Raw genomic sequence first — 8,791 nt, forward strand, 5'->3', positions numbered from 1 at the left:
CCGCGCGGGCGTGGCGGACTGCGTGGTCGTGGCGCGCGAGGACGCGGGCGAAAAGCGGCTGGTGGCCTACGTCGTCGGCGGCGCGGACGCGGACGCGCTGCGCACGGCGCTGCGCCGCAGCCTGCCGGACTACATGGTCCCATCGGCGTTCGTGGCGATGGAGGCGCTCCCGCTGACCCCCAACGGCAAGCTGGACCGCAGGGCGCTCCCCGCGCCGGCGTTCGGGGCGGCGGAGGACGCGTACGTGGCGCCCCGCACGCCCACCGAAGAGGTGCTGGCGGGGATCTGGGCCGAGGTGCTGCGGGTGGAGCGGGTGGGCGCCGCCGAGAACTTCTTCGACCTGGGCGGGCACTCGCTGCTGGCCACGCGCGTGGCGTCGCGCATCCGCGAGCTGTTCGGCATCGAGCTGCCGCTGCGCGTGCTGTTCGAGGCGCCCACGGTGGCGGCCCTGGCGGCGCGGGTGGAGGAGATTCGCCGGGCGGAGCCGCCGGTGCCGCCGCGCGTGGCGCAGGTGGAGCGCACGGGCGCGCTGCCGCTCTCGTTTGCGCAGGAGCGGCTCTGGTTCCTGGACCGGATGGAGGGCGGCAGCGCCACCTACAACCTTCCGCTGGCGCTGCGCCTGGGCGGGGCGCTGGACGCGGCCGCGCTGCGGCGGGCGCTGGGCGAGGTCGTCCGGCGCCACGAATCGCTGCGCACCACCTTTCACGAGGTGGACGGGGCCGCCGCGCAGGCGGTTGCGCCGTTCGCCGGCTTTGCGCTGCCGGTGGAGGACCTGTCCGCGCTGGACGATGCGGCGCGCGAGGCCGTGGTGCGCCGGCGCGCGGCGGAGGACGCGGCGCGGCCGTTCGACCTGTCCGCCGGGCCGGTGTTCCGCGCGTCGCTGCTGCGGCTGGCGGACGACGATCACGTGCTGCTGCTGTGCATGCACCACATCGTCAGCGACGGGTGGAGCATCGGCGTGCTGCTGCGGGAATTGTCCGCGCTCTACGCCGCGTTCCGCGACGGGCGCGAGCCGGCGCTGGGCGCGCTGCCGGTGCAGTACGCCGAGTTCGCCGCGTGGCAGCGCCAGCAGCTGCGGGGCAGGGCGCTGGACCGCCAGCTCGCGTACTGGACGCGGCAGCTGGCCGGCGCGCCCGCGCTGCTGGAGCTGCCCACCGACCGCCCGCGCCCGGCGGTACAGACGTACCGCGGCGCGCAGGAGCCGGTGCGGCTTTCGGCCGCGCTGCTGCAGCGGCTGGAGGCGCTGGGCCGGCGCGAGGGCGCCACGCTCTACATGGTCCTGCTGGGCGCCTTCCAGGTGCTTCTCGGCAAGTACGCGGGGAGCGAAGACGTCGTCGTCGGCAGCCCGATCGCGGGGCGCACCCGCCGGGAGGTGGAGGAGCTGATCGGCCTCTTCGCCAACACGCTGGTGCTGCGGACGGATCTCTCGGGCGATCCCGGCTTCCGCGAGGTGCTGCGGCGCGTGCGTGAGGCGACGCTGGGCGCGTACGAGCACCAGGAGGTGCCCTTCGAGCGGCTGGTGGCGGAGCTGCAGCCGGAGCGCAGCCTGAGCTACTCGCCGCTGTTCCAGGTGATGTTCCTGCTGCAGAACGCGGACGACGCGGGCGTCGAGCTGCCGGGGCTGCGCACGAGCATCATGGACACGGACACGGAGAGCGCCAAGTACGACCTGACGCTCTCCCTGGAGACGGACGCCAGCGGGTTCCGCGGCGTCCTGGGATACAGCACGGAGCTGTTCGACCGCGCCACCGTCCGGCGGATGCTGGGCCACCTGGAGCGCGTGCTGGAGCAGGTCTCGGCGGATGCGGACGTGCCCCTTTCCGCCCTGGAGCTGCTGGGGGATGCGGAGCGCGCCGCGGTGCTGGGCGAGTGGAACCGCACCGCCGCCCCGTATCCCGCCGACGCGTGCCTCCACCAGCTGTTCGAGGCGCAGGCCGCGCGCACGCCGGACGCGACCGCGCTGGTGCACGAGGACGCGTCGCTCACCTACGCGCAGCTGAACGAGCGCGCGAACCGGCTGGCGCACCACCTGGTCCGCCGCGGGGTGAGGCCCGAGGTCCGCGTGGGCATCTGCCTGGAGCGCGGGCTGGAGATGGTGGTCTCCATCCTCGCCGTGCTCAAGGCCGGCGGCACCTACGTCGGGCTCGATCCCGCTTATCCCGCCGATCGGCTGGCGTTCATGCTGGCCGACAGCGACGTCGCGGTCCTCCTGACGCAGGACGAGCTGCGCGGCGTGCTCCCCGAGCGCGACGGCGTGCAGGTGATCCGCCTGGATGCCGCGCGCGACGCGATCTCCATCGAGCCGGCGGAGAATCCCGTCAGCGGAGCGTCGCCGCGCAATCTCGCCTATCTGATCTACACCTCCGGCAGCACAGGCGTCCCCAAGGGCGTCGCCATCGAGCACCGCAACGCCGCCGCGCTCCTGGGCTGGGCGTGGAGCGTGTACTCCGCGGATGAGCTGGATGGCGTGCTGGCCTCAACTTCCATCTGCTTCGACCTGTCCATCTACGAGCTCTTCGTCCCACTCAGCCGTGGCGGAAGAGTGGTCATTGTGGACAACGCGCTGGCGCTTCCCGCGTCCGCCGCGCGGGAGCAGGTGCGGCTGATCAACACCGTCCCCTCCGCCATCGCCGCGCTGCTGAAGAGCGGCGGGATTCCGGCGGGCGTGCGGACGGTGAACCTGGCCGGCGAGCCGCTGAAGCAGGAAGTGGTCGATGCGCTCTACGCGGTAGACGGCATCAGGCATGTATACGATCTGTACGGTCCGTCGGAAGACACCACGTACAGCACGTGGACGCTGCGGCAGGCGGGCGGACAGGCGAACATCGGCCGGGCGATAGCGAATACCCGGGCGTACGTGCTGGACGGGGCGCTGCGGCCGGTGCCGGTGGGCGTGCCGGGCGAGCTGTACCTGGGCGGCGCCGGCGTGGCGCGCGGCTACCTGGGCCGCCCCGCGCTGACGGCGGAGCGCTTCGTCCCCGATCCGTTCGCGGCGGAAGCGGGCGCGCGGATGTACCGCACGGGCGACAAGGTGCGCTGGACGGCCGCCGGCGTGCTGCAGTACCTGGGGCGCTTCGACGACCAGGTAAAGGTGCGCGGCTTCCGCATCGAGCTGGGCGAGATCGAGGCGGCGCTGCGGCAGGCCGGCGCGGCGGACTGCGTGGTGGTGGCGCGCGAGGACGGAGGCGAGACGCGGCTGGTGGCGTACGTGGTCGGCGCGGCGGACGCGGATGCGCTGCGTGCGTCGCTGCGCCGCGGGCTGCCGGAGTACATGGTGCCGGCGGCGTTCGTGGTGATGGAGACGCTTCCCCTTACCCCCAACGGGAAGCTGGACCGCGGCGCGCTCCCCGCGCCCGCCTTTGCGGCGGGGGATGCGTACGTGGCGCCCCGCACGCCCGCCGAGCAGGTGCTGGCGGACGTGTTCGCGGACCTGCTGCGCGTGGAGCGCGTGGGCATTCGCGCCGGCTTCTTCGAGCTGGGCGGCCACTCGCTGCTGGCCACGCGCGTGGTCTCGCGCATCCGCGAGACCCTGGGCGTAGAGCTGCCGCTGCGCGCGCTGTTCGAGGGGCCCACCGTGGCCGAGCTGGCCGAGCGGGTGGAGGCGGTTCGCCGCGCGAGCCAGCCGCGGCTGCAGCCCGTGGTCCGCGCGGAGCGCACGGGGCCGCTGCCGCTGTCGTTTGCGCAGGAGCGGCTCTGGTTCCTGGACCAGCTGGAGGCCCGGAGCGCCTTCTACAACCTTCCCGACGCGCGCCGCCTGTCCGGTGCGCTGGACGTGGCGGCGCTGGAGCAGGCGCTGGGCGAGGTGGTCCGCCGCCACGACTCGCTGCGGACGACGTTCACCGAGGCGAGCGGCGGCCCGGTGCAGGTCATCGCCCCGTTCGGTGGATTCGTGCTGCCGGTGGAGGACCTGTCGGGGCTGGATGACGACGCCCGCGAGGCGGACGTCCTCCGCCGCGTGGCCGAGGACGCCGCGCGGCCGTTCGACCTGTCCGCCGGGCCGCTGTTCCGCGCGTCGCTGCTGCGGCTGGCAAGCGACGAGCACGTGCTGCTGATCTGCATGCACCACATCGTCAGCGACGGGTGGAGCATGGGCGTGCTCTTCCGCGAGCTTGCCGCCCTGTACGGCGCGGCGGTCGCGGGGACGGCGTCGCCGCTGGCGGAGCTGCCGGTGCAGTACGCCGACTACGCCGTCTGGCAGCGCCGGCACCTGCGCGGCGAGGCGCTGGACCGCCAGCTCGGCTACTGGACGCAGCGGCTGGCCGGCGCACCCGCGCTGCTGGAGCTGCCGACGGACCGCCCGCGCCCCGCCGTGCAGAGCTACCGCGGCGCGCACGAGCCGGTGGCGCTTTCGCCCGCGCTGCTGCACCGGCTCGAGGCGCTGGGCCGCCGCGAGGGCGCCACGCTGTACATGGTGCTGCTGGGTGCCTTCCAGGTGCTGCTGGGCAGGTACGCGGGAAGCGAAGACGTCGTCGTCGGCACCCCGATCGCGGGGCGGACCCGCAGGGAAGTGGAGGAGCTGATCGGCTTCTTCGTCAACACGCTGGTGCTGCGGACGGACCTGGGCGGCGATCCCAGCTTCCGCGAGGTGCTGCGGCGCGTGCGCGACGTGACGCTGGGCGCCTACGAGCACCAGGAGGTGCCCTTCGAGCGGCTGGTGGCGGAGCTGCAGCCGGAGCGCAGCCTGAGCCACGCGCCGCTCTTCCAGGTGATGTTCATCCTGCAGAACGCCGACGGCAGCGGCGGCGGGCTGCCGGGGCTGCGGACGCGCCCCGTGGAGGCCGGGGCGGACAGCGCCAAGTACGACCTGACCCTGGCGCTGGCGGCGGACGAGGACGGCTTCCGCGGCGTCCTGGGATACAGCACGGAGCTGTTCGACCGCGCCACCGTCCGGCGGATGCTGGGGCACCTGGAGCGCGTGCTGGAGCAGGTTTCGGACGATGCGGACGTGCGCATCTCCGGTCTGCGCCTGCTGGACGCCGCGGAGCGCCGGACGGTGGTGGAGGACTGGAATCCCGCCATCGTCCCTGATCCCGCCGACGCGTGCATCCACCAGCGCTTCCAGGCCCAGGCGGCGCGCACGCCCGGCGCGGTGGCGCTGGTGTCGGAGGACGAGGAGATCGGCTACGGCGCGCTGAACGCGCGGGCCAACCGCCTGGCGCACCACCTGGCCCGGCGCGGCGTGGGGCCCGAGACGCGGGTGGGGATCTGCCTGGAGCGCGGGCCCGAGATGGTGGTCGCCATCCTGGCCGTGCTCAAGGCCGGGGGCGCGTACGTGCCGCTGGATCCCGCGTACCCCGCCGAGCGGCTGTCGTACATGCTGGCCGACTGTGGCGCGTCGGTCCTGCTGACGCAGGCGGCGCTGCGCGGCGCGCTCTCCGCATCGGCCAGCGTCCAGGTGGTGGACGTGGACGCCGCGCGGGCGGAGATCGCGGCGGAGAGCGCGGAAAACCCGGAGCGCGGGGTCCCGCCGCGGGCGCTGGCGTACGTCATCTACACCTCCGGGTCGACCGGCCGTCCCAAGGGCGTGGCGGTGGAGCACGGCGCGGCGGTGGGGCACCTGGAGTCGTTCGCGCGCCGGATGGAGGTGGGCGCCGCGGACCGGCTGCTGCACTTTGCCTCGTTCGGCTTCGACGTGGCGGTGGAGCAGCTGTTCATCCCCCTGCTCTCCGGCGCGTGCGTGGTGCTGCGCGGGCCCGAGATGTGGCCCGCCGAGGAGTGGCCGGCGCGGGTGCGGGCGGCGGGGATCACCGTGGGCAACCTGCCGCCGGCGTACTGGCAGGAGATCGTGGATGCCGCGCCCGCCAGCGAGCTTCCCGGCCTGCGCCTGATGCTGATCGGCGCCGACGCCATGCCCTCCGCCACGGTGCGGCGCTGGCGCGACCGGGTGCGGACCCCCGCGCGGCTGATGAACGGCTACGGGCCCACCGAGGCGGTGGTCACCGCGACCGCGTTCACGCTGCCGGACGACCATCCCGGCCCGGACGCGGGCGCCGTGGTGCCCATCGGCGGGCCGCTGGCGGGGCGGGCGGCGTACGTGCTGGACACGCGCGGCGAGCCGGTGCCGGTGGGGCTCCCCGGCGAACTGTACCTGGGCGGCGCGGCGCTGGCGCGCGGCTACCTGAACCAGCCCGCGCTCACGGCCGGGCGCTTCGTCCCCGACCCCTTCGCCTCCGCGCCCGGCGCGCGGCTGTACCGCACCGGCGACCGCGTGCGATGGCGGGAAGAAAGTGCGTTAGTGCGTGAGTGCGGGAGTGCGGAAGTGGATCCGGCGGTCATGAACTCCCGCACTTCCGCACTGACGCACTCACGCACTGTGTTCTTGGAGTACCTGGGCCGCCTGGACGAGCAGGTGAAGATCCGCGGCTTCCGCATCGAGCGCGGCGAGATCGAGGCGGTGCTGCGCCAGGCGGGCGCGGCGGACTGCGCCGTCGTCCCGCGCGAGGACGGCGGGGAGAAGCGGCTGGTGGCGTACGTCGTGGGCGACGCGGACGTGGACACGCTCCGCGCCGCCGTCCGCCGCGGCCTGCCCGACTACATGATGCCGGCCGCGTTCGTCTCGCTCGACGCGCTGCCGCTGACCCCCAACGGCAAGCTGGACCGCAGAGCGCTCCCCGCGCCGGAGTACGCGGCGGACGAGTCGGCGTACGCGGCGCCCCGCACGCCGGGCGAAGAGGTGCTGGCCGGCATCCTGGCCGAGCTGCTTCGGATCGGCCGCGTCGGCATCCGCGACGACTTCTTTGCGCTGGGCGGGCACTCGCTGCTGGCCACGCGCGTGGTTTCGCGCATCCGCGAAACGCTGGGCGTGGAGCTGCCGCTGCGGGCGCTGTTCGAAGGGCCCACCGTCGCCGCGCTGGCGTTGCGGGTGGAGGAGGTGCGCCGCGCGGGCCAGCCGCAGCTGCCGCCGGTGGTCCCGGTGGAGCGCGGCGGGCCGCTGCCGCTCTCGTTTGCGCAGGAGCGGCTCTGGTTCCTGGACCAGCTCGAGGCCGACAGCGCCTTCTACAACATCCCCGCGGCGCTGCGGCTGACCGGCGCGCTGGACGCGGCGGCGCTGGAGCGCGCCCTGGGCGAGGTCGTGCGCCGCCACGAGGCGCTGCGCACCGTCTTTCCGCAGGTGAACGGCGCGCCCGCGCAGGTCGTCCAGCCGTTCGCGGGCTTCGCGCTGCCGGTGGAGGACCTGTCGGAGCTGGACCCCGCGGCGCGCGAGGCGGAGGTGCGGCGGCGCGCGGCCGAGGACGCGGCGCGGCCGTTCGGCCTGGCCGCCGGCCCGCTCTTCCGCGCGGCGCTGCTGCGGGTGGCGGACGGCGAGCACGTGCTGCTGCTCTGCATGCACCACATCGTCAGCGACGGGTGGAGCATCGGGGTGTTCTTCCGCGAGCTGGCCGCGCTGTACGGCGCCTTTGCCGGCGGAGCGGAATCCGCCCTTCCCGCGCTGGCTGTGCAGTACGCCGACTTCGCGGTGTGGCAGCGGCGCCACCTGCGGGGCCCGGCGCTGGACCGCCAGCTGGCGTGGTGGAAGGACCAGCTGGCCGGCGCCCCCGCGCTGCTGGAACTGCCCACCGACCACCCGCGCCCCGCCGTGCAGTCGTACCGCGGCGCGCAGGTGCCGGTGGAGCTGGACCCCGCGCTGCTGCACCGGCTTGAGGCGCTGGGGCGGCGCGAGGGCGCCACGCTGTACATGGTGCTCCTGGCCGCCTTCCAGGTGCTGCTGGGCAAGTACGCGGGAAGCCAGGACGTCGTCGTCGGCAGCCCCATTGCCGGGCGCACGCGCGGCGAGACCGAGGCGCTGATCGGCTTTTTCGTCAACACGCTGGTGCTGCGGACGGACCTGGGCGGCGACCCCGCCTTCCGCGCGCTGCTGCAGCGGGTGCGCACGGCCACGCTGGGCGCGTACGAGCACCAGGAGGTGCCCTTCGAGCGGCTGGTGGAGGCGCTGGCGCCGGAGCGCAGCATGAGCCACGCGCCCCTCTTCCAGGTGCTGTTCACGCTGCACGCCGCCGAGGGCGCCATCGCCCTTCCGGGTCTGGAGATGCAGGCGCTGGAGGGCGAGGCGGCCACCACCAAGTTCGACCTGTCGCTGGTGCTGGAGCACGGCGCGGGCGGCCTTCGTGGCGTGCTGGAGTACAGCACGGACCTGTGGGCGCGCGAGACGGTGGAGCGCATGCTCCGGCACCTTGCACGCGTGCTGGAGCAGGTGGCGGACGACGCCGACCGCCCCCTCTCCGCGCTGGAGCTGGTGGACGCCGCCGAGCGCGCGCGGGTGGTGGACGAGTGGAACCGCACGGACGCCCCGTACCCGGTGGACCGCTGCATCCACCAGCTGTTCGAGGCGCAGGCCGCGCGCACGCCCGACGCCGTCGCGGCGATCCACGAGCACGATTCGCTGACCTATGCGGCGCTGAACGAGCGTGCCAACCGCCTTGCGCACCACCTGCGCGCGCTGGGCGTGGGGCCGGAGGTGCGCGTGGGCATCTGCCTGCGGCGCGGGCTGGACCTGCTGGTCAGCATGCTGGCCGTGCTCAAGGCCGGCGGCGCGTACGTGCCGCTGGACCCCAACTATCCGGTCGAGCGGCTGGAGAACACGCTGGCGGACGCCGAGGCGCCCGTCCTGGTGACGCAGGATGCGTTGCGCGGCATCCTCCCCGACCAGCCCGGCGTCTCGGTCGTGGTGCTGGATCGGGATGTCGATGCGATCCACCGCGCCCCAGCGGAGAACCCCGCGAGCGGGGTGGAGGCGCGGAATCTCGCCTATCTCATCTACACCTCGGGCAGCACGGGCCGGCCCAAGGGCGTC

At 74.2% G+C, this 8,791-nt stretch carries 1 protein-coding gene; it reads left to right on the forward strand.

The window, feature by feature from the left end:
* On the forward strand, positions 1-8,791 hold an 8,791-nt coding region (locus VGC13_RS23500), incomplete at both ends, for an amino acid adenylation domain-containing protein (protein ID WP_331127743.1).

The organism is Longimicrobium sp. (genome assembly GCF_036399255.1).
GTDB lineage: Bacteria > Gemmatimonadota > Gemmatimonadetes > Longimicrobiales > Longimicrobiaceae > Longimicrobium.